20 protein-coding genes and 1 tRNA gene are annotated in these 22,426 nt (G+C 66.7%); 18 read left to right on the top strand and 3 right to left on the bottom strand.

Annotation, left to right across the window (positions count from 1 at the left end; all coding sequences use genetic code 11):
* Positions 1-4: 4 nt before the first annotated feature.
* Positions 5-2,272 (bottom strand): xanthine dehydrogenase family protein molybdopterin-binding subunit, encoded by a 2,268-nt coding sequence (locus VHS75_RS18990; RefSeq protein WP_329640184.1) that lies wholly within the window; start codon positions 2,270-2,272, stop codon positions 5-7.
* Positions 2,269-2,736, bottom strand: a complete 468-nt coding sequence (locus VHS75_RS18985; protein WP_329640183.1) for a (2Fe-2S)-binding protein — start codon at positions 2,734-2,736, stop codon at positions 2,269-2,271. Before VHS75_RS18985 ends, VHS75_RS18990 begins: the two co-directional genes overlap by 4 nt.
* A 258-nt stretch (positions 2,737-2,994) precedes the next feature.
* Here VHS75_RS18985 and VHS75_RS18980 point away from each other — a divergent pair, with 258 nt between their 5' ends.
* Together VHS75_RS18980 and VHS75_RS18975 are read left to right on the top strand one after the other, a co-directional pair.
* Positions 2,995-5,745, top strand: coding sequence for a TonB-dependent receptor (locus VHS75_RS18980; RefSeq protein ID WP_329640182.1), 2,751 nt, complete (start codon positions 2,995-2,997; stop codon positions 5,743-5,745).
* A gap of 183 nt (positions 5,746-5,928) precedes the next feature.
* The gene (locus VHS75_RS18975; protein WP_329640181.1) at positions 5,929-7,377 is read left to right on the top strand and encodes a tetratricopeptide repeat-containing sulfotransferase family protein; all 1,449 of its coding nucleotides are present in this window, start codon (positions 5,929-5,931) and stop codon (positions 7,375-7,377) included.
* Here the strand turns inward: VHS75_RS18975 and VHS75_RS18970 are convergent.
* A tRNA-Asp gene (locus VHS75_RS18970) sits at positions 7,356-7,432 on the bottom strand. The two genes, VHS75_RS18975 and VHS75_RS18970, sit on opposite strands and share 22 nt — an antisense overlap.
* 228 nt (positions 7,433-7,660) lie before the next feature.
* Here VHS75_RS18970 and VHS75_RS18965 point away from each other — a divergent pair.
* The 16 genes from VHS75_RS18965 to nuoN all read left to right on the top strand — a co-directional run.
* Complete coding sequence (locus VHS75_RS18965) at positions 7,661-8,038, top strand: NADH-quinone oxidoreductase subunit A (protein ID WP_329640180.1); 378 nt, start codon at positions 7,661-7,663, stop codon at positions 8,036-8,038.
* A complete protein-coding gene (locus VHS75_RS18960) occupies positions 8,008-8,589 on the top strand; it encodes an NADH-quinone oxidoreductase subunit B family protein (RefSeq protein WP_329640179.1) in 582 nt (193 codons plus the stop codon). The genes VHS75_RS18965 and VHS75_RS18960 overlap by 31 nt, the downstream gene beginning before the upstream one ends.
* The gene (locus VHS75_RS18955) at positions 8,586-9,236 is read left to right on the top strand and encodes an NADH-quinone oxidoreductase subunit C (RefSeq protein WP_329640178.1); all 651 of its coding nucleotides are present in this window, start codon (positions 8,586-8,588) and stop codon (positions 9,234-9,236) included. The genes VHS75_RS18960 and VHS75_RS18955 overlap by 4 nt, the downstream gene beginning before the upstream one ends.
* Entirely contained in the window at positions 9,233-10,471 is a 1,239-nt protein-coding gene (locus VHS75_RS18950) for an NADH-quinone oxidoreductase subunit D (RefSeq protein ID WP_329640177.1), read from the top strand. The genes VHS75_RS18955 and VHS75_RS18950 overlap by 4 nt, the downstream gene beginning before the upstream one ends.
* Complete coding sequence (gene nuoE, locus VHS75_RS18945) at positions 10,468-11,148, top strand: NADH-quinone oxidoreductase subunit NuoE (RefSeq protein WP_329640176.1); 681 nt, start codon at positions 10,468-10,470, stop codon at positions 11,146-11,148. The genes VHS75_RS18950 and nuoE overlap by 4 nt, the downstream gene beginning before the upstream one ends.
* Positions 11,145-11,357, top strand: a complete 213-nt coding sequence (locus tag VHS75_RS18940) for a hypothetical protein (protein ID WP_329640175.1) — start codon at positions 11,145-11,147, stop codon at positions 11,355-11,357. Before nuoE ends, VHS75_RS18940 begins: the two co-directional genes overlap by 4 nt.
* A 2-nt stretch (positions 11,358-11,359) precedes the next feature.
* Positions 11,360-12,676 (top strand): NADH-quinone oxidoreductase subunit NuoF, encoded by a 1,317-nt coding sequence (gene nuoF / locus VHS75_RS18935; protein ID WP_329640174.1) that lies wholly within the window; start codon positions 11,360-11,362, stop codon positions 12,674-12,676.
* Between the two features lie 3 nt (positions 12,677-12,679).
* On the top strand, positions 12,680-14,725 hold the full coding sequence (gene nuoG / locus VHS75_RS18930; RefSeq protein ID WP_329640173.1) for an NADH-quinone oxidoreductase subunit NuoG: 2,046 nt from the start codon (positions 12,680-12,682) through the stop codon (positions 14,723-14,725).
* Positions 14,726-14,727: 2 nt separating this feature from the next.
* Positions 14,728-15,816 carry an NADH-quinone oxidoreductase subunit NuoH gene (gene nuoH / locus VHS75_RS18925; protein ID WP_329640172.1) on the top strand — a complete coding sequence of 363 codons (1,089 nt, stop codon included), beginning with the start codon at positions 14,728-14,730 and terminating at the stop codon, positions 15,814-15,816.
* Entirely contained in the window at positions 15,813-16,016 is a 204-nt protein-coding gene (locus tag VHS75_RS18920) for a hypothetical protein (RefSeq protein WP_329640171.1), read from the top strand. The genes nuoH and VHS75_RS18920 overlap by 4 nt, the downstream gene beginning before the upstream one ends.
* Position 16,017: 1 nt before the next feature.
* Positions 16,018-16,509, top strand: a complete 492-nt coding sequence (gene nuoI, locus VHS75_RS18915; RefSeq protein ID WP_329640170.1) for an NADH-quinone oxidoreductase subunit NuoI — start codon at positions 16,018-16,020, stop codon at positions 16,507-16,509.
* A 63-nt stretch (positions 16,510-16,572) separates the two neighbouring features.
* Positions 16,573-17,199 (top strand): NADH-quinone oxidoreductase subunit J, encoded by a 627-nt coding sequence (locus VHS75_RS18910; RefSeq protein ID WP_329640169.1) that lies wholly within the window; start codon positions 16,573-16,575, stop codon positions 17,197-17,199.
* Positions 17,196-17,504, top strand: a complete 309-nt coding sequence (nuoK, locus tag VHS75_RS18905; RefSeq protein WP_329640168.1) for an NADH-quinone oxidoreductase subunit NuoK — start codon at positions 17,196-17,198, stop codon at positions 17,502-17,504. Before VHS75_RS18910 ends, nuoK begins: the two co-directional genes overlap by 4 nt.
* Before the next feature lie 2 nt (positions 17,505-17,506).
* On the top strand, positions 17,507-19,582 hold the full coding sequence (gene nuoL / locus VHS75_RS18900; protein ID WP_329640167.1) for an NADH-quinone oxidoreductase subunit L: 2,076 nt from the start codon (positions 17,507-17,509) through the stop codon (positions 19,580-19,582).
* A 14-nt stretch (positions 19,583-19,596) separates the two neighbouring features.
* On the top strand, positions 19,597-21,081 hold the full coding sequence (locus tag VHS75_RS18895) for an NADH-quinone oxidoreductase subunit M (RefSeq protein WP_329640166.1): 1,485 nt from the start codon (positions 19,597-19,599) through the stop codon (positions 21,079-21,081).
* 10 nt (positions 21,082-21,091) lie between these two features.
* The coding region (gene nuoN, locus VHS75_RS18890; RefSeq protein ID WP_329640165.1) for an NADH-quinone oxidoreductase subunit NuoN at positions 21,092-22,426 on the top strand (1,335 nt) is incomplete at its 3' end.

Genomic DNA, 22,426 nt, shown 5'->3' with positions numbered 1-22,426 from the left:
GGCCTCAGGTCTTCATCGCCTTCAGCACCGCCGCGGGGCGGATCGGCAAGTCGCGGACCCGCGCGCCGACGGCGTTGAAGATCGCATTGCCGATGGCGGGTCCGACGACCGTTGTGGCCGGCTCGCCAAGCCCCACGGGCGGCTCGGTGCTGGGCATGAATTCGATGTCCAGGTCGGGCACGTCGGCCATCCGGAGCGGCGTGTAGGCGCCGAGGTTGGTGTCGCGCACCTGGCCGTCCTTGAAGGTCGTGCCTTCGAACAGCGCCAGGCTCATGCCCCACAGCGATGCGCCCTGCATCTGGGAGAGCGCCCCGTCTGGGTGCACTACGGTGCCGCAGTCGACCACCAGGTCCAGCTTTTCGACCTTCACCGCCCCGGTCGTCGGATCGACCCGGACGCGGGCGGCGCAGGCCACCCAGGTCGGCATGTCCCGCTCCTGACCGAAGGTGGTGGCGAGGCCCATGCCGGTGTTCTTGGGCAGCGGTTGACCCCAGCCGGCCTTCGCGGCGACGCGGGACAGGACGGCGGCCTGCCGTTTCGCACCGCCCACGGCGGTGGGGCCGGAGCCGGCGTTGCGCCCGGCGCCGTCCAGCAGCTTCAGCCGGAAGGCGAGGGGGTCGGCGCCGGCGGCGTGGGCCGCCTCGTCCATGAAGCTTTCCAGAGCCCAGTTAGTCCAGCCCGGACCGACAGAGCGCAGCCAGCCCGGCCGAAAAGTGGTGTTGGCCAGGTCGTTGTTCACCGCCCGCACCCGCTGGGCGCCGACCGTGTACCAGTGATCCGCGCCGCTGATCGAGAAGGGGTCGTAGGCCACGCCGTTGGTCCCCTTCGGCATGAAGAAGGGCGCCATGGCCAGCGTCGGCCAGCCGGCGGAGGCGGTGTGCTCCATAGCGGTCACCCGCCCGCCTTCGCCGAACGCCATGCGCACGGTCTGCACTGACGGAGAACGCGGCGAGTCGAACCGGCAGTCGTCGGCGCGGGTGAAGACCAGCTTCACGGGCTTTCCGATCGCCTTGGACGCCAGGGCCGCGCCCACCGCGTAGTCGCCGTTCAGACGCCGACCGAAGCCACCGCCCAGCAGGTAGCTCTTCATGACGATCGAGGTCTCGGGCCGGTCCAGCGCCTTGGCCAGCCACGGCAGAACCAGAGATTGCCACTGGTTGCCGGTGTGGATCTCGAAGACGCCGTCCTTCTCGAAGGCCAGCGCGTTCACCGGCTCCATCTGGAAGTGCAGGGCGGTGGAGGTGGTGTAGGTGGCCTCGACCTTCGACTTGGCCGCGGCGAAGGCCTCGTCCACGCCCGGGTCACCGACCACCAGACTGCCGGCTTTGGGATCCGCCATCACCTCGGCGGCTCGGCGCTGCAGGTCAGCCTCCTGCACCTGGGCGGCGGGTCCGGTCTTCCAGGTGACCTTGACCAGATCGGCGGCCTTGTTGGCGGCGATGAAGCTGTCGGCCAGCACCACGACCCAGCCCGGCACGGTCCCGGAGGGATCGGTGAGCGCGATGGACTTCTGATAGCCCGGCACCGCCTTCGCCGCGGAGTCGTCGATCGCGGTGACCACGGAATCATAGCGCGTCGGCGGGAGCTTGGGCCGGGCGTAGACCATCCCGGCAACGCTGGCGTCGAGGCCGTAGAGACCTTGGCCATTGGTCTTGGCCGGGATGTCGCGGGCGTGGGTCGCCTTGCCGATCAGGCGCCGTTCGGCCGCCGGTTTCATCGGCAGCTTGGCGAGCGCTTCGGGGGTCAATTTGCGGCTCAAGTCTCCGCGGGTGACGATCTCGCCATAGGAGACGGAGGCCTTGCCGGCGTGCACCGCGCCATGGCGGGCGACGCAGGCGCCAGGTGCGACTTTCAGGAGCTTGGCGCCTTCCTCGATCAGGGCCATGCGGCCCGCCGCGCCGGCCTGGCTGTAGATCGGATAGCTTTGCCAGACCGACCAGCTGCCGCCGGTGACCATGAGGCCCCACTTGGGATCGGAATCGACGGTTGCGATGCGGACCTTGGACCAGTCGGCCTCCAGCTCGTCGGCGACGATGCGGGCGATCGCCGTGCCGACGTGCTGGCCGAGTTCGGCGCGGATCACATTGACGGTCACCGCGCCGTCGCGGTCGATCGAGTACCAGATCGTCGGCTCGAAGCCGGCGGGCGCGCCGGCCACGGCCGCGGCGGCTTCGGCGGCGAAGCCCAGCGCGACGCCGGCGCTGGTGACGGTGATCAGGAAGCCGCGGCGGGAGAGGGCGGCGGCGTCGGGGTTGCGGGCCTGGAAGGTCATGCGTGAACTCCCTTGGCTTGGGTTGCGGCCAGTTTGATCGCGGCCTTGATCCGCACATAGGCCATGCAGCGGCAGAGGTTGCCGTTCATGGCCTCGACGATCTCGGCGTCGGTCGGATGGGGTTTGGCCTTGAGCAGTGCGGCGGCCTGCATGATCTGGCCGGACTGGCAGTAGCCGCATTGCGGCGCCTGGACTTCGATCCAGGCGGTCTGGACCGGGTGTGCGCCTTTCGGGTCGAGGCCCTCAATCGTGGTGATGGCCTTGCCCGCCACAGCCTTCAGCGGCGTGACGCAGGAGCGCGTGGCCTTGCCGTCGACATGCACCGTACAGGCCCCGCACTGTCCGATGCCGCAGCCGAACTTGGTGCCCTTCAGCCCGACTTCATCACGGATCACCCAGAGCAGCGGGGCGTCATCCGGCCCCGCGACGCTGACCTGGCGGCCGTTGATCGTCAGTGTGGTCATCACACGCCTCCGGATTGATTTTCGGAAACGGACGCCTTCGGAGGCTGGCCGGCAACGCTTATTTTCAGCGTGGCAAGGCGGCGGCGGCATAACCGTGATCATCGGGACGCACCCTTCGTGCGAAAGTTTCCATAGCGAAACACGGTTCTTGCCAAGTGCTAGCTTGTCTGTACGCTCCCCCTTTAGGCGCCATTGCCTACTGTTCCATCAGGACTTGGCCTCAGAGCTGAGCCGGAACGCAAAGGGAGGATTAGGGGAATGCATAACCGTAGGTATCTCTATGGGTGCACGGCCATGGCCGTGGCCCTCAGCATGGCCTCATTTCAGGCCCACGCCGCAGCCGCAGCCGCCGCACCGGCGGACGCCGCGACCTCCATTTCAGAGCTGATCGTCACCGCCGAAAAGCGCTCCGAGCGACTTCAGGACGTGCCGGTGGCCGTCACGGCCTTCACGGCCGACCAGCGCTCCCTGGTCGGCATCGAGAGCATCCAGGACCTGACCAACTATACGCCAGGCCTGACTTACAGCTCGATCGACAACCGCCCATATCTTCGCGGCGTTGGCCGCAACACGGACAACCTGGCCGTCGCGTCCGCCGTGGCGATCTACTACAATGGCATCTACGACGGGGCGAACGCCAACACGATCCTGCAACATTCGGATCTGTTCATCGACACCATCGAAGTCGACCGCGGGCCCCAGAACGGCCTGCATGGCGCCAACGCCGACGGCGGCACGATCAACTACATCTCCAAGAAGCCGACCAAGGAGTTCTACGCCGAGGCCCGCGCGGGCTACGCGAACTTCGACACCGCCTTCGGCGAGGCCGTCGTGTCCGGCCCGCTCAGCGACAACGTGCGCTTCCGGCTCGGCGGGAACTACACCAGCCAGTCGGGCGGCTTCTTCCGCAATCTTGCGGGCGGTGATCGGGTCGGCGGGACCGTCGCCCAGGGCAACAGCGGCCAGAGCCAATATTGGGAAGCCCAGATCGACGCCAACATCGGCGAACACCTGGACGCCTGGGCCATGCTCTCCTCGGGCAACTACTATACGAACTACCACGACACCGCGACTGTCGGAGCGATCCCGATCTCGTTCCAGGCCAATGGCGGCTTCTCGCCGTCAAGCTTCTATGGCCTGTGCGGTCTGGCCGGTGTACCGGCGGCCAATCCAGGCTGTGCGGGCGGTCCCGCCGTCGTCAGCGTAACGCCGCGAGGCTCGGTCACCGCCGCCAACTTCCCGGGCAACAACCCGTCGACGGCGAACCCGCGCGACTTCATCCAGGCCGGCGACTCGACCAACAAGGAGAAGGCCGATATCGCCTTCGCCACCAATCTGACCTACCACGCACCGGGCGTGGATCTCACCTATCTGGGCGGCTACCAGAAGTTCGACTACGTCCTGAACTTCGTCGGAGGCGCGGACGCCGGCCTCAAGACCTTCTCGCTGGCCGGCGCCTCGACGCCCGCCGCGGCCGCGCTCTGCAATCTTGTGAACGGCAACTCGTTGGCCAGCTGCCAGGCGCCGCTGGCCATCAATCCGGCCCCGTCGCTGACTAATTTCGTCGAAAAGGACGAGTTCTACTCGAACGAGTTCAACCTGACCTCGACCGGCGATGGGCCCTTCCAGTGGCTGGCGGGCCTCTACTGGTACCATGAGCATTACGAGCAGCCGGTGTCCGCCGGCGTGATGCCGAACCAGACCCAACTCGCCCATCCCTTCACGATCGGTGCGGGCGGCGTGCTGACGGCCGCGCCTGTGAACCCGTTGAGCGCGATCTCCGTGTCGGACACCTTCCTGACCTACGACTCGTACGCCGGCTTCGTGCAGGGCTCGTACAAGTTCACCGACCAATGGAAGCTGACCGGAACGGTGCGCTACACCCAGGACCACAAGAGCGGTCACCAGACCTGGCGCTTCGAGGAATTCGATGTGATCGGCGGCTTCCAGTCGACGGGCTGGGGCTCCGCGACACCGGGGCTGGATGTGACGTCGAGCGCGGTCGCGGCCGAGCTTGGCAACAGCTTCCCGGGCGCTGGTCCGACCACGATCAATCCCACCACAGGCGCCGCCCAACGTACTCTGGACGCCACCTGGAATGCGGTGACCGGCGACCTGAATCTCGACTGGACGCCCGACCACGACACCCTGGTCTACGCCAAGTACAGCCGCGGCTATAAGGCGGGCGGTTTCACCACCTTCACGATCACGGCCACGCCCAAAACCAACGATGAGACGGTCGACTCGTTCGAGATCGGCGTGAAGAAGACCTTTACCCCCCAGTTCCAGGTCAATGGGGCGGCCTTCTACTATGACTACAAGAACGACCAGATCCCGGTCAGCGTCCAGAACGCTGCGGGCTTGATTTCCGGCCAGCTGTTCAACCTGAAGGACGTCCATATCTCTGGCGTTGAGCTGGAAGGCATCTGGCGGCCGATCGACAACCTGACCCTCAACGCGCAGTACTCGTACCTGAACGCGGAGATCAACCAGCCTGGGCTCTGCATCGAAGACACCGTCGATCCGCTCGCGACCCAGCCAGGAGCGAACACCACGGGCTGCGCCGCCGCCGTTGTGAACCCGGCCACGGGCGCCACGGTCAGCCCGGCGACGCAGAACCTGAAGGGGCAGAAACTCCCGGAGGCGCCGCCGAACAAGGTTTCGGTGAACGCCCTTTACACCTGGAGCTTCGATCCCGGGAAGCTAACCCTGTCGGGCAGCTACATCTGGAAGGACGCGACCTACGGCAGCCTTTTCAACCGGCCGTACGCCCTGTCGCCGTCTTACAATGAAGCGGATTTCCGCCTCACCTGGGCCGGAGCCAACGAGCGCTATAAGGTCATCGCCTTCGTGGCCAACGCCTTCGACGAGAAGGCCTTCGACCGTACGACCGGCTCGCTCCTGCGGACCGGCAACCCCGTGACGGGCGTGCCGGAAGCGATCGTCAGCAACATCGGCCTGATCCCGCCGCGCACCTACGGGATCCAGCTGCAGTTCAAGTTCCACTGATGCTCAGCGGGCGCGCGCTCCTTTCGAGGAGCGCGCGTCTCGCGCACTGGCGGGGCTCCGACGCGGTCAGTAGCATGGCGGCATGACCGCAAGGCGCGTCCGCCCATGACATCTTCCCCACGGCCGGGTTTGCGGCGAGGGCGGCGCGTGGCGTCGCCGGGACCTGCAGATCCGGCCGCTTTTTTGCGCGGGCTCGATGAGGCCGCCGCCCACTTCCGGGCCGGGCGGCTCGACGCGGCCGCCCAGGTCTACCGGCGGCTGGAGCGCCAGGCTCCGGACGACGTGCGACCGGGCTATTCCCTGGCGGTCATCGACATCAACCAGGGCCGGCTGGAACGGGCGCGCGACCGGCTCGTGGCCGTGGTTGCGCGCGAACCCCGGATGGCCGCCGCGCAGCACAATCTGGGCGCGGTGAGCCAGAGCCTCGGCGAGTGGAGCTCGGCGGCGGAAGCCTATGCGCGCGCGCTCGACCTCAACCCCGCCGCCGGCGAGAGCCGCGTCGGCCTGGCCATGGCGCTGGCCGCGCTCGGACGTTCCGCCGAGGCGGTGAAGCAGAACCGGGCGCTGGCCGTCGATCCGACGCACCGCTGGCCGGCGCTGACCCGCATCGCCCTAATCGACGCCGGCGAGATCGGCGACGACGACCTCGCGGCCATGCAGGCCGCGGCCTCGGACGAGGCGACCCCGGCGGCTCAGCGCGTCGGCCTCTGGTTCGCTCTCGGCGAAGCCCTGGAGCGGCGGGCCCGCGACGCGGACGCCTTCGAGGCCTACGCGCAGGGCAACCGGCTTCAGCGGGCGGCGCTCGACGTGGCCGCCGCGGCGCGGGCGAACGCTCAGGCCGCGGCCTATGTGACCGAGATGGTGACCCCGAAATTCGTGGCTGAGCATGTGGGGCAGGGCGGTCAGTCCGCTGCGCCGATCTTCGTGGTCGGAATGCCGCGGTCGGGCTCGACCCTGATCGAGCAGATCCTGGCGAGCCATCCTCTGGTGCAGGCCTTTGGCGAGACGGGCCTCCTGCCGCGGCTGCTGGAGCGAGGCTATCCAAAGACCGCCGCGGGACTGCGCGAAACCGCGGCACGCTATCTCGGCGGCCTGCGCGCACGCGGATGGGACGGGAGCTCGCGCGTCGTGGACAAGACGCTGGAGAACTATCTGCATGCCGGCCTGATCGGCGTGCTGTTCCCGCGGGCTGTCATCCTGCACGTGGTCCGAGACCCGGTCGACAACGGCTTTGCCTGTTACCGCCAGCTGTTCGCTGAGGGAAACGAGACCCTCTACGATCTGGCCGATATCGGCGCGGAGTATCTCCGCTACCGGGGTCTGATGGAGACCTGGTCGGCGCGGCTGCCCGGGCGCATCGTCGAGGTCGGCTATGAGGCCCTGGTCACCGACCCCGAAACCCAGGCCCGCCGATTGCTCGCCGAGGCCGGGCTGGCGTGGGACCCCGCCGTGCTGCGCTTCCATGAACGGCAGGCCGCGGTGCAGACCGCCAGCGCCAGCCAGGTGCGCCGGCCGATCTACGCCACGTCGGCGGGCCGCTGGCGCCGACACGCCGAACGGCTGCAGCCGCTAATCGCGGCCTTGGGCTTTACGCCAGATTCCAAAGGAAATGGCGCGAATGACGGGACTTGAACCCGCGACCTCCGGCGTGACAGGCCGGCGCTCTAACCAACTGAGCTACATCCGCACTCGCTCGCGGAAAAACGCGAGGGGCGTCTGATAGGTCCCGGGCGGAATCGTGTCAACGGCAGATGACGTCGCAACAGGCTTAAGCGTCGCTTTTCGAGGCGGTTTCTTGTGAGCCTGGGGCCGGCGTTTCGTGAGCTTTCCGCGCCGCAACACGACCCTGTTTGAAACCGCGGGAGGTGTGGTCTAGAACGGCCCGCGACTCCCCGCGGACCCGCACAAGAATCCCATGAACGCGTTCCTGCTCCAGTACCTGCCCATCGTCATCTTCCTCGGCATCGCCGCGGCGCTCGGGATCATCTTCATCGTTTTCGCCGGGGCGCTGGCGCCCAAGGCGCCGGACCCTGAGAAGCTGTCGTCCTACGAATGCGGCTTCAACGCCTTCGACGACGCGCGGATGAAGTTTGACGTGCGGTTCTATCTGGTCTCCATCCTGTTCATCATCTTCGACCTGGAAGTGGCCTTCCTGTTCCCCTGGGCGGTTTCGCTGATGAAGCTGCCGCCGGAACTGGGCCAGTTCGCCTTCTGGTCGATGATGAGCTTCCTGGGCGTGCTCACCGTGGGCTTCATCTACGAGTGGAAAAAGGGAGCCCTGGAATGGGAGTGATCGTTCCCGCCGGCGCCGGTAGCCGCACCACCGTCGAGGGCTACGACCCCAAGGCCCACGACCCGTTCTTCGACGGCGTCAGCCAGCAACTCGCCGACAAGGGCTTCATCACCGCCGGCGTCGATGACCTGATCACCTGGGCGCGCACCGGCTCGCTGATGTGGATGACTTTCGGCCTGGCCTGCTGCGCGGTCGAGATGATGCAGGCCTCGATGCCGCGCTACGACCTTGAGCGCTACGGCTTCGCCCCTCGCGGTTCGCCCCGTCAGAGCGACGTGATGATCGTCGCCGGCACCCTAGTGAACAAGATGGCCCCGGCGCTGCGGAAGGTCTACGACCAGATGCCCGAGCCGCGCTACGTGATCTCCATGGGCTCCTGCGCCAACGGCGGCGGCTACTACTACTTCAGCTACTCGACGGTGCGCGGCTGCGACCGGATCGTGCCGGTGGACGTCTATGTGCCGGGCTGCCCGCCGACGGCCGAGGCCTTGGTCTACGGCGTGCTGCAGTTGCAGAAGAAGATCCGCCGCACCGGGACCATCATGCGATGAGCTGGCCGCAACCGCTCCCGATCCTGGAGAAGCTCGGCGTTTCGACCGTGAAAGCGGCCGGGAAGGGCGTTTTCACGTCCTACGAGGTCATGTACGGCGAGCTGACGTTCACGACGACAGCAGACCGGATCGTCCAGGCCCTCACCCATTTGCGCGACAACGAAAAGCTCCAGTTCTCGATCCTGATCGACGTGTGCGGCGCGGACTATCCGGAGCGCGAGAAGCGCTTCGACGTGGTCTACCACCTGCTGTCGATGACCAGGAACCTGCGCTGCCGGGTGAAGCTGCAGACCGACGAGGACACCGCCGTCCCGTCGGTGACCAGCGTGTTCCCGAGCGCCGACTGGTACGAGCGCGAGACCTTCGACATGTACGGGGTCTTCTTCAGCGATCACCCGGACCTGCGCCGCATCCTCACCGACTACGGCTTCCACGGGCATCCGCTGCGCAAGGATTTCCCGATGACCGGCTACGTGGAGGTCCGCTACGACGACGAGTTGAAGCGGGTGGTCTATGAGCCGGTGAAGTCCGTCGAGTGGCGCAACTGGGACTTCCTCAGCCCCTGGGAAGGCGCCGAGCCCGGCTATGCGCCGCTGCTCCCCGGCGACGAGAAATCCCTGCCGGCCGCCAAGGAGCCGGGCAAATGACCGGCGCCAACGCTCCCGCCAAGGACTCCGACTTCTTCGCCCCCGAGGTCGTGGGCGAGACCAAAGTCCGCAAGTTCAACATCAACTTCGGCCCGCAGCATCCGGCCGCGCACGGCGTGCTGCGCATGGTGCTGGAGCTGGACGGCGAAGTGGTCGAGCGCGTCGACCCGCACATCGGCCTTCTGCACCGCGGCACCGAGAAGCTGATGGAGGCCCGGCCCTATCAGCAGACGATCCCGTACTTCGACCGCCTCGACTATGTGGCGCCGATGAACCAGGAGCACGCCTACGTCATCGCCCTTGAGCGGCTGATGGGCGTCGAGGTGCCGATCCGCGGCCAGCTGATCCGGGTGCTCTATGACGAGATCGGCCGCATCCTGAACCACATCCTCAACGTCACTACCCAGGCGATGGATGTGGGCGCGCTCACGCCCCCGCTGTGGGGCTTCGAGGAGCGCGAGAAGCTGATGGGCTTCTACGAGCGGGCTTCGGGCGCGCGGATGCACGCCAATTATTATCGCGTCGGCGGGGTGCGCCAGGACCTGCCGCCGGAGCTGGTCGAGGACATCGCCGCCTGGTGCGTGAAGGTCCCGCGGGTCTTCGACGACATCGAGAAGCTGATCACCGGCAACCGCATCTTCAAGCAGCGCAACGTCGACATCGGCAAGGTGACCAAGGAGGAGGCCCAGGCCTGGGGCTTCTCCGGTGTCATGGTGCGCGGAAGCGGCATCGCCTGGGACCTGCGCCGCAGCCAGCCCTACGCCTGCTACAGCGACATGGAATTCGACATCCCGCTGGGGGTGCACGGCGACTGCTACGACCGCTACCTCTGCCGCATGGAAGAAATGCGCCAGTCGGTGAAGATCATGGCCCAATGCTGCGAGCGACTGATGAAGACGCCGGGCCCAGCTATCTCGCAGGACAACAAGATCGCCGCCCCCAAGCGCGGCGAGATGAAGTGGTCGATGGAATCGCTGATCCATCACTTCAAACTGTTCACCGAGGGCTATCGGACCCCGCCGGGCGAGGTCTACGCCGCCGTCGAGGCGCCCAAGGGCGAATTCGGCGTCTACCTGGTTTCGGACGGCACCAACCGTCCGTACCGCTGCAAGATCCGCGCGCCGAGCTACGCCTTCCTGCAGGCGATGGACTGGATGAGCCGCGGCCACATGCTGGCCGACGTCTCCGCCATCCTGGGCTCGCTGGATATCGTGTTCGGGGAGATCGACCGTTGAGCGTCCGTAGGCTCGCCGCCAACCAGCCCGCCAGCTTCGCCTTTGCGCCTTCAACCCTGAAGCGCGCGCGCGAGCTGATGACCAACTTCCCGGCCGGCCGGCAGCAGTCGGCGGTGATCGGCATCCTGTGGCTGGTGCAGAAGCAGGAGGGCTGGGTCTCCGAGCCGGCCATCCGCGCCACCGCCGAGTTGCTCGGCATGCCGGTGATCCGGGTGCTGGAGATCGCCACCTTCTATACGATGTTCATGCTGGAGCCGGTGGGCACGCATGCGCTGGTGCAGGTCTGCGGCACCACGCCCTGCCAGACCCGCGGCTCCGAAGACCTGATCGCCGTCTGCCAGCGCAAGTTCGGGCCATCGAACCATCGCACCGCCGACGGCAAGTTCTACTGGCAGGAAGTCGAGTGCCTGGGCGCCTGCTCCAACGCCCCGATGGCCGCGATCAACGATTACTATTACGAGGACCTGACGCCGGAGAGCTTCGAGAAAATCCTCGACGACTTCGCGGCCGGCAAGAAGCCCAAGCCCGGCTCGGTCATCAAGCGCCAGGGCGCGGCGCCGGAAGGCGGCCCGATGACGCTCACCGATCCCAAGCTCTACGACGGCTCGCTGGCCAAGAAGATCACCATCCCGAACCTGCCGGCCAAGCCGCCGAAGGCCGCGAAGGCCAGCGCATGAGCTTCGACGCCACGACCCTCAAGAAGCGCCGCAATGTCATGCTGACGATCAATGGCTTGGCCGTGCTGATCGCGGCCGTCTCGGCCGTCGGCTATTTCGCCTACGCCCAGCCCTTGGCGCTGGCCGGCTTCGTGGCGGCCCTGATCGCCGGCTTCGGCGCGCAGATCTGGTTTATCGCGGGGCTTCGCGGCCCTGGCAAAGGAGCTTAGGCGTGGTTGGCATTCTGGCCGACAAGGACCGCATCTTCCTCAACATCTACGGCGTCCATGACTGGGGCCTGGATGGGGCGAAGGCGCGTGGCTGCTGGAACGGCACCAAGGACATCGTCGCCCAGACCCCGGAGTGGATCTGCGACCAGATGAAGGCCTCGGGCCTGCGCGGCCGCGGCGGCGCGGGCTTCGCCACCGGCCTGAAGTGGACCTTCATGCCCAAGCAAGAGAGCGAGCGTCCGCACTACCTGCTGGTCAACGCCGACGAGAGCGAGCCGGGCGCCTGCAAGGACCGCGAGATCCTGCGCAACGACCCGCACCTGCTGATCGAGGGCTGCCTGATCGCGTGCAAGGCTATGCGGGCGCGCACGGCCTACATCTATATCCGCGGCGAATACGTCTTCGAACGCGAGCGGCTGCTGGCCGCGATCAAGCAAGCCTACGACGCCAAGCTGATCGGCAAGGGCAACGTCCACGGCTGGGACTGCGACGTGCGCGTGACGCACGGCGGCGGCGCCTACATCTGCGGCGACGAGACCGCGCTGATGGAAAGCTTCGAGGGCAAGAAGGGCCAGCCGCGCCTGAAGCCCCCGTTCCCGGCCGGCGCCGGGATCTATGGCTGCCCGACCACGGTCAACAACGTCGAGACCATCGCCGTCGTCGGCACCATCCTGCGCCGCGGCGCGGCCTGGTTCGCGGGCTTCGGCACGGAGAAGTCAACGGGCACCAAGCTGTTCGCCGGCTCCGGCCACCTGAACAAGCCCTGCGTCGTCGAGGACGCCGTCGGCATCTCGGTGAAGCAGCTGATCGAGGACCACTTCGGCGGCGTGCGCGGCGGCTGGAAGAACCTGAAGGCCGTGATCCCCGGCGGCATCTCAGTGCGCATGATCCCGGCCGATCAGTGCGACGAAGCCATCATGACCTACGAGGACCTGCAGGCGAGAGGCTCCGGCCTCGGCACCGGCACCATGATCGTGTTCGACAAGGACGCCGACCTGGTGAAGGCGATCGCGCGGGCGTCCTACTTCTACAAGCACGAGAGCTGCGGTCAGTGCACGCCGTGCCGCGAAGGCACCGGCTGGATGTGGCGGGTGATGGAGCGGATGGTCACCGGCGAGGCCGAGATGTCGGAAATCGACCTGTTGCTCGACGTGGCAAGCCAGGTCGAAGGTCACACCATCTGCGGGCTCGGCGACGCCGCGGCCTGGCCGATCCAGGGCCTCTTCCGCCACTTCCGCCACGAGGTGGAGGACCGCATCAATCTCTATCGGGCCGGCAAGCCCCATGTGCAGGGCCACACCCTGCAGGCGGCGGAGTAGATCATGCCGATTTGCAAGGTCGACGGCGTCGAGGTCGAGTTCGAGCCCGGGATGAACGTCCTGCAGGTGGCCGAGCTGGCGGGGAAGGAAATCCCCCGCTTCTGCTACCACGAACGCCTGAGCATCGCCGGCAACTGCCGCATGTGCCTGGTCGAGGTGAAGCCCGGCCCGCCCAAGCCGCAGGCCTCCTGCGCGCTCCCGGCCGCCGAGAACATGGAGATCCTCACCGACACGCCGATGGTGAAGAAGGCCCGCCACGGGGTCATGGAATTCCTGCTGATCAACCACCCGCTGGACTGCCCGATCTGCGACCAGGGCGGCGAGTGCGACCTGCAGGACCAGGCCATGGGCTATGGCCGTGACGATAGCCGCTACGCCGACAACAAGCGCGCCGTCGAAGAAAAGTTCATGGGGCCGTTGATCAAGACGGTCATGACCCGCTGCATCCAGTGCACGCGCTGCGTCCGGTTCATCACCGAGGTGGCCGGGGTTCCCGACATCGGTCTCATCTCCCGCGGCGAAGACGTTGAAATCACGACCTATCTCGACAAGGCCGTGGCGTCCGAACTGAGCGCCAACATCATCGATCTCTGCCCGGTCGGCGCGCTGACCTCGAAGCCCTACGCCTTCAATGCGCGGCCCTGGGAGCTGAAGAAGACCGAGAGCGTCGACGTGATGGACGCCTTGGGTTCGGCGATCCGCGTGGACGCGCGCGGCTCGGCCGTGCTGCGGGTGCTGCCGCGGGTCAACGAGGACATCAACGAGGAGTGGATTTCCGACAAGACCCGCTACGCCGTCGATGGCCTGGCGCGGCAACGTCTGGACCGCCCCTACATCCGCGAAGCCGGCAAGCTGCGCCCGGCGACCTGGAGCGAGGCCCTGGAGGCGGTGGCCGCCAAGCTGAAGGCCACCGCGCCCGACCGCATCGGCGTCATCGCCGGCGAACTTCAGGACGCTGAGTCCATGAAGGCCGCGCTCGACCTTTTCCGCGGCCTGGGCGTCCAGTCGACCGACTGCCGCGAAGACGGCATGGTCCTGGGTGGCGGCCCGCGGGCGAGCTGGTTGTTCAATTCGACCCTGGCGGGCATCGAGGACGCCGACGTCCTCCTGCTGGTCGGGACCAATCCACGCCTTGAGGCGCCGGTGCTGAACGCGCGGCTGCGCAAGCGCTGGCTCGCCGGCGCGCTGAAGGTCGGCGTGGTCGGCGAGAAGCTCGACCTGACCTACCCTTACGAATACCTCGGCGCTGGCCCGAAGACCCTGAGCGGCCTCGGCAAGGCCAAGGGCGACTTCGCCGCGGCCCTGAAATCCGCCAAAGCCCCGGCGATCATCGTGGGCGCAGGCGCGCTCACCCGCGCCGACAGCGCCGCGGTGTTGAAGGCGGCGGCCGCGACGGCCAAGGCCTTCGGCATGACTTGGAACGTGCTGCATAGCGCGGCCGCGCGGGTTGGCGGCCTGGACCTGGGTTTCGTCCCCGGCGCGGGCGGCAAGACGGCGGCGGAGCTGGCGGCCAAGGGCGGGGCCGACCTGCTCTTCCTGCTGGGCGCCGACGAGATCGACGCCTCGGCCTCCAAGGCCTTCAAGGTCTATCTGGGCACGCACGGCGACCGCGGGGCGCACACCGCCGACGTGATCCTGCCGGGCGCGGCCTACACCGAGAAGAATGGCCTCTACGTCAACACCGAGGGCCGGGTGCAGCAGGGCGTCCGCGCCGTATTCCCCAAGGGCGAGGCCAAGGAGGACTGGGCGATCCTGCGGGCTCTGTCCGAACGCCTGGGCGGCAAGCTACCCTATGACAGCCTCGACGCGCTCCGCGCCAAGCTGTTCGCCGACCATCCCAGCTTCGGGCGCATCGACCACGTCGATGGTCCCGCGGGCGCCGCCGGGCTCGATCTTGGCGCCCTGGGCGGGAAGGGCGACCTCAGCGACGCGCCCTTCGCCAGCGCGATCACGGCCTTCTACCAGTCCAATCCGGTCGCGCGCGCCAGCGTGACCATGGCCGAGTGCGCCGCCCAGGCTTCGGGCGCTGCCAAGATCGCGGCGGAGTGAGCATGCCTGTCCACGCCGCCATCCAGTCCGACAACCCGGTGATCTGGACCCTGCTGACCATCGGCCAGATCCTGCTGGTGACGATCCCGCTCTTGCTGGTCGTCGCGTTCGTGATCTACGCGGATCGCAAGATCTTCGCCGGCGTGCAGATGCGCAAAGGCCCCAACGTAGTGGGCCCGTTCGGCCTGCTCCAGTCCTTCGCCGACCTGGGCAAGTTCCTGATCAAGGAGCTGATCGTCCCGGCGGGCGCCGACAAGTTTGTTTTCCTGCTAGCGCCGCTGATTAGCGTCACCCTGGCGCTGGGCTCATGGGCCGCCATCCCGCTCGCGCCGGGTTGGGTGATCGCCAACATCAATGTCGGGATCCTCTACCTGTTCGCCATCTCCTCGATGGGCGTCTACGGAATCATCATGGGCGGCTGGGCGTCCAACTCGAAGTACCCGTTCCTGGGCGCCCTGCGCTCGGCCGCGCAGATGGTCTCCTACGAGGTCTCCATCGGCTTCGTGATCATCACCGTGATCCTGCTCTCCGGGACCATGAACCTGACGCGGATCACCGAGCTGCAGGCCGGCGGTTTCTGGCACTGGAACATCCTGGGCGGCGCGGGCCTGAAGAACCTGCCGCTGGCGCTGGTGATGATCCCCATGGGGGTGATCTTTTTCATCTCGGGCCTGGCCGAGACCAACCGTCCGCCGTTCGACCTGCCGGAAGCCGAGAGCGAGCTGGTGGCCGGCTACGCCATCGAATACGGCTCGACGCCTTACATGCTGTTCTACCTGGCGGAGACCGCGAACATCATCCTGATGAGCGGGCTGATGGCTGTCCTGTTCCTCGGCGGATGGCAGGCGCCGTTCCCGGTCCCGGCGTCCTTCTCGGCGCATTTCCCGGCGACGGTGATCAGCCTGGTTGGCCTGTTCTGGTTGGCGGCCAAGACCTTCTTCGTCTTCTTCATGAACGCCATGGTCCGCTCGGTCGTGCCGCGTTACCGCTACGACCAGCTGATGCGCCTGGGCTGGAAGGTCTTCCTGCCGACATCGCTCGCCGCCGTGGCCCTGGTGGCCGGCTGGCGGGTCTATGGAGGGATCGGATGACCCGAGCCTTTCTTCCCATCCTCGCGGTGCTGACCCTGGGCCTGGCGGCGTGCGAGACCGCCGAGCCCAACGGCGGAGCCGCCGACTACGACGCGCTGAAGCGCGCCCAGGCCGACTGCGCGGCCCAGGGCGGCAAGCTGGTTCTCAAGGACCAGGGCGACGCCCAGCGCATCGACGCCTACACCTGTAAGAGGACCTGAGATGTTCCAGCGAATCGGACAGGCGATGAAGGGCGCGGCGCTGATGGACTTCGCCGGCGCCATCGGGCTGGGCCTGAAGTACATGGTCCGCCCCAAGGCCACTGTGCTTTATCCGCACGAGCGCAACCCGCAGAGCCCGCGCTTCCGCGGCGAGCACGCCCTGCGCCGCTATCCCAATGGCGAAGAGCGCTGCATCGCCTGCAAGCTCTGCGAAGCCATCTGCCCGGCGCAGGCCATCACCATCGAGGCGGAGCCCCGCGAAGACGGCAGCCGGCGCACGACCCGCTACGACATCGACATGGTCAAATGTATCTACTGCGGCCTCTGCCAGGAAGCCTGCCCGGTGGACGCCATCGTCGAGGGCCCGAACATCGAGTACGCCGTCGAGACGCGGGAAGAACTCTACTACGACAAGGCCAAGCTGCTGGATAACGGCGACCGCTGGGAACGCGAGATCGCGAAGAATCTGGAACTGGATGCGCCCTATCGCTAAGACCCGCCCGGGCCTTTTGCGACAAGCGAATCCCACACTGAGTTAGGGGAGCTGGAACAGCCGATGGCCCTGCAGGCGATCGCATTCTATCTGATGGCGGCGGTGACGCTGGCGAGTGCGCTCGCCGTCGTCTCGTCGAAGAATCCTGTGCACTCGGTGCTGTTCCTGATCGCGGCGTTTTTCTCCGCTGCCGGCCTCTTCGTGCTGTTGGGTGCGGAGTTCCTGGCGATGCTCCTGGTGGTCGTCTACGTGGGCGCGGTCGCGGTGCTGTTCCTGTTCGTGGTGATGATGCTGGACGTCGACTTCGCCGAGCTGCGGCAAGGCTTCGCCCGCTACATGCCGCTGGGCGGACTCATCGCCGGCGGCTTGGCCATCGAGATGATCATCGTTTCCACCGCAGTCGCCACGCACGGCGCGGCGCGGCTGAACGAGACGCCGATGGCCTCCGGGACCATGGGGCCGGGCGTCCCGAACGCCGAAGCGATCGGGCGCGTGCTCTACACCCAATACGTCTACTTCTTCCAGGCGGCGGGCATGGTGCTGCTGGTCGCCATGATCGGCGCCATCGTGCTGACGCTGCGCCACAAGCCCGGCGTGAAGCGCCAGATCATCATGGACCAGGTGCTGCGCACGCCCGCCAAGGGGATGCGCATGGTTTCGCCCAAGCCCGGCGAAGGGATCGACGCATGAGCATTGGGCTCCCCCACTATCTCGCGGTCGCCGCGATCCTCTTCACCATCGGGGTCTTCGGCATCTTCGTGAACCGCAAGAACATCATCGTCATCCTGATGTCGGTGGAGCTGATCCTGCTCGCCGTGAACATCAACCTGGTGGCCTTCTCGGCCTACCTGGGCAACGTCACCGGGCAGATCTTCGCCATGTTCGTGCTCACCGTGGCGGCCGCTGAGGCCGCCGTGGGCCTGGCGATCCTGGTCACCTTCTTCCGCAACCGCGGCGATATCGCCGTGGACGACGCCTCGATGATGAAGGGCTGAGCATGGACGCCAAGCTCCTCGTCACGATCATCCTCTACGGCCCGCTGCTCGGCGCGATCGTCGCCGGCCTGTTCGGCCGCCGCATCGGCAACGTCGCCTCGCAGACGGTCACCACCGGCTTCCTGATGCTGTCGGCGGTCTTGTCCTGGGTAGTGTTCAGCCGATGGACCTGGGGTGGGCTTGAACCCTTCACCCTGACCTACGCGCCGTTCATCCAGGTGGGCAAATTCATCTCCAACTGGTCGTTCCGGCTGGATGGGCTGTCGGCGGTGATGCTGGTGGTGGTGACCACGGTCTCCAGCCTCGTGCATCTCTACAGCTGGGGCTACATGGCCGAGGATGACTCGAAGCCTCGGTTCTTCGCCTACCTGTCGCTGTTCACCTTCGCCATGCTGAGTCTGATCAGCGCGGCGGACTTCATGCAGCTGTTCTTCGGCTGGGAAGGTGTCGGCCTGGCGAGCTACCTCTTGATCGGCTTCTGGTATCACAAGCCCACCGCCAACGCGGCCGCCATCAGGGCCTTCGTGGTCAACCGGGTCGGCGACTTCGGCTTCGCGCTCGGCATCATGACCGTCTTCTGGTCGCTGGGCTCGATCCAGTTCGCGCAGATCTTCCCGCAGGTCGCCGCGCATGCCGGCGACACCTGGATGTTCGCCGGCCAGGGCTGGCGGCTGATGGATCTGGCCTGCGCGCTACTGTTCGTCGGCGCCATGGGCAAGTCGGCGCAGTTCTTCCTGCACACCTGGCTGCCGGACGCCATGGAAGGCCCGACCCCGGTCTCGGCACTGATCCACGCCGCCACCATGGTGACGGCCGGCGTCTATATGGTCTGCCTGCTGTCGCCGATGTTCGAGTACGCTCCGGTGGCCAAGAACATCGTCGTCGGCATCGGCGCGATCACGGCCCTCTTTGCCGCCACGGTCGGTCTGGTGCAGAACGACATCAAGCGGGTGATCGCCTATTCGACCTGTTCGCAGCTCGGCTACATGTTCATGGCCGCGGGCGTCGGGGCCTATCAGTCCTCGATGTTCCATCTGTTCACCCACGCCTTCTTCAAGGCGCTCCTGTTCCTCGGCGCCGGCTCGGTGATCCACGCCATGGTCCATGAGCAGGACATGCGCCGCTACGGCAATCTGGCGAAGTATCTGCCGGTGACCTGTGCGGTCATGGTGATCGGCACCATCGCCATCACCGGCCTGGGCATCCCGGGCGTCGAACTGGGCTTCGCGGGCTTCTACTCCAAGGACTCGATCATCCACGCGTCCTATGCCGCCGGAGCCGCGGGCGACCCGATGGGTTACTTCGCCTTCGTGATCGGCGTGTTCGTGGCCGGCCTGACGGCCTTCTATTCCTGGCGCGTCGCCTTCTTCACCTTCAATGGCCACGCCCGCTGGACATCTGAGGATCTCGAGCAGCACTGGCACAACCGCGACCACGACCATGGTCACGATGACCACGCCAGTGACGCCCAGCATGAGACCCATTCCGAGCCGAACCACGGCGCTCACGTCCACCTGCCGCACGAGAGCCCGTGGACCATGCGCCTGCCGCTGATCCTGCTGGCCATCGGCGCGATCGGCGCCGGCTATGTCTTCGTCGAGAAGTTCATCGGCGCCGAGCAGCACGAGTTCTGGCGCGGCGCGATCTTCACCGCCGCCAACAACCATGTCCTGGCCGAGGGCCATCCGCCGGTCTGGACCGTCTGGGCGCCGCTGGTGGTGTCGGTCCTGGGCCTGCTGGTCGCGGCCTACATGTACATCTGGCGCGAAGGCACGGGCGCGCGGCTCGCGGCCCAGCGCGGCCCGGTCTACCTGTTCTTCTACAACAAGTGGTTCTTCGACGAGCTCTATGACGCGACCTTCGTGCGGGCCGCTAAGTGGCTCGGCGACCTTTTCTGGAAGGGCGGCGACCAGAAGCTCATCGACGGCCTGGGCCCCGACGGCGTCAGCGCGGTGTCGCTGCAGGTGGGCAAGGGCGCAGGGCGGCTACAGACCGGCTTCCTCTACCACTACGCCTTTGTGATGCTGCTGGGGGTCGCGGCGATCCTTTCCTACGCCCTCTGGGCCTGGCACGCGTAAGGGAGCGCCTGGACATGCCCATCCTCTCCCTCATCACCTACGCCCCGCTGGTCGGCGTGGCTGGCATCCTGGCGCTGCGCTTCTTCGGCAAGGCCGACGATCCGAAGTCCGTCGAGGCGGCCAAGTGGATCGCGCTCGTCACCACGCTCGCGACCTTCGCGCTCTCGGTGCTGCTGGTCATGCAGTTCAACCCGCATGAAGCGGGCTTCCAGTTCTCGGAGGACGCCCCCTGGTTCGCGGGCCTCCACTACCGCATGGGCGTGGATGGCATTTCGGTGCTGTTCGTCCTGCTGAACGCGTTCCTGATGCCGATCTGCATCCTGGCGTCCTGGAAATCGATCGAGAAGCGCGTCCTCGAATACATGGTCGCCTTCCTGATTCTCGAGACCCTGGTGAACGGGGTCTTCGTCTCGCTCGACATCGTGCTGTTCTACATTTTCTTCGAATTCAGCCTGGTGCCGATGTTCCTGATCATCGGGATCTGGGGCGGGGCGCGGCGGGTCTATGCGGCGTTCAAGTTCTTCCTCTACACGCTGCTGGGCTCGGTTCTGATGCTGGCCGCGATCCTGGCGATGATCTCGATCAGCGGCACGAGCTCGATCCCGGCCCTGATGACCTATCACTTCAGCCCTGCGATCCAGACTTGGCTCTGGCTGGCCTTCTTCGCCTCCTTCGCGGTGAAGATGCCGATGTGGCCGGTCCACACCTGGCTGCCCGACGCCCACGTCGAGGCGCCCACGGCGGGTTCGGTGATCCTGGCGGGCATCCTGTTGAAGCTCGGCGGCTACGGCTTCATGCGCTTCAGCCTGCCGATGTTCCCGCAGGCGTCGCATCTCTTCACGCCGCTGATCTTCGCGCTCAGCGTGATCGCGGTCGTCTACACGTCGCTGGTCGCCTTCCGTCAGGTCGATATCAAGAAGCTGATCGCCTATTCGTCGGTGGCCCACATGGGCTTCGTGACCATGGGCATTTTCTCCGGAAATGCGGTCGGCGAGCAGGGCGCGCTGTTCCAGATGCTGAGCCACGGGGTGATCTCCGGCGCGCTCTTCCTCTGCGTCGGCGTGGTCTACGACCGCATGCACACCCGCGAGATCGCCTTCTACGGCGGACTGGTGCAGCGCATGCCCTGGTACGCGGCGACCTTCATGCTCTTCACCATGGGCAACGTGGGCCTGCCGGGGACCTCGGGCTTCGTGGGCGAAATCCTGACCATGACCGGGACTTACGGCGTCTCCACGTGGACGGCGATCGTAGCGGCCACCGGCGTAATCTTGTCGGCGGTCTATGCGCTCAGCCTCTACCGGCGTGTGGTGTTCGGCACGATCACCAACGCCAAGCTGGCCGACATCGCCGACCTGGACTGGCGCGAAGTGGCGATCTTCGCGCCGCTGATCGCCGCCACCCTGGTGCTGGGCGTCCAGCCCGGCCTCGTCATGAACCTCACCCAGGCCTCCGTGGACCATCTGGTCTCGGCCTACCAAGCGGCCATCGGGGGCTAAGACCTATTCCATGACCTTCTCCGCCGATCTCGGCCTGGCCTATCCGGAACTGATCCTGGCGATCGGCGCCTTGGTATTGCTCGTCGCCGGAGCGTTCGCGCCCAAGGCCGCCCGCGCCGTGGGCTGGGCCTCCGTCGCCGTGCTGGCCGCCGCCGCCTACCAGGCGGCCACGGGCCCGTTCGGTCGGGGCTTCTCCGGCGGGATGATCGCCGACGCCGGCTCGGCCTTCGGGCAGGTGGCGATCTACGCCTCCAGCGCCATCTGCATCCCGCTCGGCCAGCGCTGGTTCGAGCGCCGCGGCGTCCACAACTTCGAGTTCCCGATCCTCATCCTGCTGGCCGCGCTCGGCATGGGGATGATGGTCTCGGCCGGCGACCTGATCTCGCTCTACGTCGGCGTCGAGCTGCACTCGCTCGCGCTCTACGTCCTGGCCGCCATGCACCGCGACAACGCCCGGGCTTCGGAAGCCGGCCTCAAATACTTCGTGCTTGGCGCGCTCTCGTCGGGCCTGCTGCTCTATGGGGCGAGCCTGGTCTATGGCTTCGCCGGATCGACCCTCTTCAGTGACATCGCCACGGCGGTGCACAACGGGGCCTCGACGGGCGTTCTGTTCGGCCTGGTGTTCCTGATCTGCGGCCTCGGCTTCAAGGTCTCCGCCGCGCCGTTCCACATGTGGACGCCGGACGTCTACGAGGGCGCGCCGACCCCGGTCGTGGCCTTCTTCGCTGCCGCACCGAAGCTCGCCGCCATGGTGCTGTTCGCCCGCCTGTTGGGGCAGGGCTTCGGCGGGGCGATGATCCAGTGGCAGCAGGTGCTGGTGGCGCTCGGCCTGATCTCGATCGGCGTCGGCGCCTTCGCGGGCCTGGCGCAGAAGAACCTGAAGCGCCTGTGGGCCTATTCCTCCATCGCCAACGTCGGCTACGCGATCATCGGCCTGTCGGCCGGCACCGCCGAGGGCGTCCAGTCCATGCTGGTGTTCATGGTGCTCTACATGGTCGACGTGACGGGCTTCTTCGCCTGCCTGGCCGCCTTGAAGCGCCAGGGCCGCGACATGGAAACCTTCGACGACATGGCCGGGCTCTTCAAGGAACAGCCGGGCATCGCGCTCGCCATGACCGCCTTTTCGCTGTCGGCGCTGGGCCTGCCGCCATTCTCGGGGTTCTGGGCCAAGGTCTATGTGTTCAAGGCGGCCATCGGCGCAGGCCTCGGCCCCGCGGCCGTGATCGGGCTGGTGGGTTCGGTGGTGGCGGCCTTCTACTACCTGCGCCTGCTGAAAGTGATGTGGTTCGACGGCGCGGTCGGCCCCACCGACAAGCCGCCCCTGGAAGCCCGCACCGTCGCCATC

This window comes from Phenylobacterium sp., assembly GCF_036264965.1.
GTDB lineage: Bacteria > Pseudomonadota > Alphaproteobacteria > Caulobacterales > Caulobacteraceae > Phenylobacterium.
The sequence above is the reverse complement of the archived record's forward strand: the minus strand, read 5'-3'. Positions and strand labels throughout refer to the sequence as shown.